The 2,301-nt window shown below is 52.7% G+C and carries 2 protein-coding genes; both read right to left on the bottom strand.

Annotated features, from left to right (window positions below; translation table 11 throughout):
• Positions 1 to 102: 102 nt before the first annotated feature.
• Entirely contained in the window at positions 103 to 1,497 is a 1,395-nt protein-coding gene (locus ACR0DB_RS22530) for a primase-helicase family protein (protein ID WP_480553081.1), read from the bottom strand.
• A gap of 267 nt (positions 1,498 to 1,764) precedes the next feature.
• A complete protein-coding gene (locus ACR0DB_RS22525; RefSeq protein ID WP_480553079.1) occupies positions 1,765 to 2,274 on the bottom strand; it encodes a hypothetical protein in 510 nt (169 codons plus the stop codon).
• Positions 2,275 to 2,301 lie beyond the last annotated feature (27 nt).

Raw genomic sequence — 2,301 nt, 5'->3', positions numbered from 1 at the left:
TGACGGAGTTGGCCCTCGAAAGGGCCTCCTCGTAGTGGGTGTCCATGATGTCCTGCAGCCAGATCTCGCAGTCGTCTCTCAAGAAGAAGTGCTGACCATCCATTATATGATCTCCACTTCGTCGAACCGGCTGTCACCAGCAATGTGATCGTTGATGCTCACTGGCTCAAAGTCAGGACCATGGATTTTACCCCGCTCGATCCAATAGCCGGACTTAACCCAAATCGCGCGTTGATAGTCTTTGCCACCCCACTTGGCCTTGGTCTTCTGCCAGTCCAACTCATCCATGAGGTGCTTGGTTTGGTTGATGTTTCCTTTGAGGTTCGTCTGGACGAACTCAGCCACTCCCGCTTCAGGCAGGGCGACGAGCCCACTAGCATTCAGTTCTTCCTCCAACCGATCAACGATGGTGTCTCGGCTGGTCTGATGCAGTCGTTCCATGGTCGGGGTCTGATGGTCTGCGATGTTGAGGCTTTTGGCGCTGAATCCGACCGGCAGTTGTCTCTGCATCAAGGCGTTATAGACACGGGCCACGTTCGCCGGATCATCCAGGAACTGATTAACCTGACCGACGAGGTTCGAAAACTCGTTGGCGCGAGAACCCCCTGATCGACCGTCATGGTTCACATCCATTACGAGATAACGCCGCTCACCCTCACCGATCCATGATGGCCAGATGTTCGAGGTGAACAGGAAGCAGCACGACTGCTTTGCGCGTTCAGCTTCGATCCCTTTCCGCTCTATCAGAACGTAAGGGTCAGTGATGAAGGTTTTGATAGCGTTTTCCTGCGGCGACCCCGGCTTGATTTGGGTTTCCTCACACACCACAAGCTTGCTTGTCAGAACCGTGGCGTTGAACTGCTGCGTTAGCTTGCTGACGTTATTTGGAACGACGGTATTCGAAGTGCCAAAGAGTTCGGTCAGAATGCGAGCCGTTGTACTTTTCCCAGTACCTCTTCCCCGCGAATACAGGAACGGAGCCCAAGCTGGCTTTTCTCCCTCGTTCTGAAGGCTCCATGCCAGCCAGTTCATGAACTGCTCACGGTCGTGCTCGAGCTGAAAGAACTCGTCGAAGAATTGCCCGACGACGCCAAGCTCAGCGGAGTTGATCCTGAGTTGGCGATATTCCGGTTCGACCCACGTGTTGGCTGCAACTGCTCCACGCGACCGTATCAGTCGGTTAGAGTTACCGGCTTCACAGATTGCCGTTCCGTTCCAGACCTGAAACGACCGGTCGGCGTCAGTATGCTGCGTTTCGATCAGCAGCTTGAATAAGGTTTTGACTAGATCTTTGCTCAGTGGAACTTCAGGATGCTCGTCTCGTACTCGGTTCAGGATCATTCGCTCCACGTCATTGCGCGACAGTGGAACACTCAGATTCTCCACGTCGAAGAACTTGTTGTCTCTCCGAACGATCTGATCGCCGTAGGCCTTTGCTAAACGTTGAACTTGCTCGGTTACCTCCGCTCCAGCAACTGGATTATTATTGGTTTCCATTGATGGTTATCTCCCATCATTGATGCTCCCGGCTTAGCCACGCACCCCGTATCAGGAGACGGCTGATTAGACCGTTTATGGGGGGCACGCACCAGGTGCATAATCGCGTTCTTCTCTTCTATAGTGTGCCCTGGAAGAATTCATGGGGCGAAAAGTGGCCTGAAACCCCATATTTTTATGGCAAAAACGGCCATCAGAGGGTCGCGGCCTGTTTTTGGCCCATTTCGCCCGAATTTGGCGGTTAGAATTGGGGAAATAAACGGGGCTTCAGGTGGGGCCACGATCCATCACGAGCATCACCACTCGCGCTGCGTTCATAAGGTTATGATACTGATCACCAAGGCCAGTTTGCCATTTTGAGCCATGTACCAGATTGCAACGGAGGCGATACGCTATCAGGACTAGCGCCCCGATTTTCTCGGCAGGTAGGTTCGAGTGACCCGCGAGAACATCTAGAATTCTCCTACTCGACACATCGTCTTGGTCAACCAGAAGTTCATAATGATGCGTGGGCCGCCCATCGCGTATGTATCGGTCCTGAAAATAGTCGAGATACTGTTGGTACGGAGTGAAATCGGCGTCCTCGGGCAACTGATCAATGAAGGCAATGACATCATCGCGAGAGCCACTTGCTTCAAGATGCCTTTGATCGAACAAACTGAAAACCAAGACATAGTTATAGACGCTGGCTTTCACTTCTGGAGGCACGTCAGCGAAGGCTGGTTGATGGTGCTGGAACCATGCTTCAATTTCGTCAATATCATCTTTGAACGTCATGTGCAGCCTCCATGCCCAACTCCGTCC

This window comes from Ruegeria sp. AB6 (assembly GCF_056542685.1).
The sequence above is the reverse complement of the archived record's forward strand: the minus strand, read 5'-3'. Positions and strand labels throughout refer to the sequence as shown.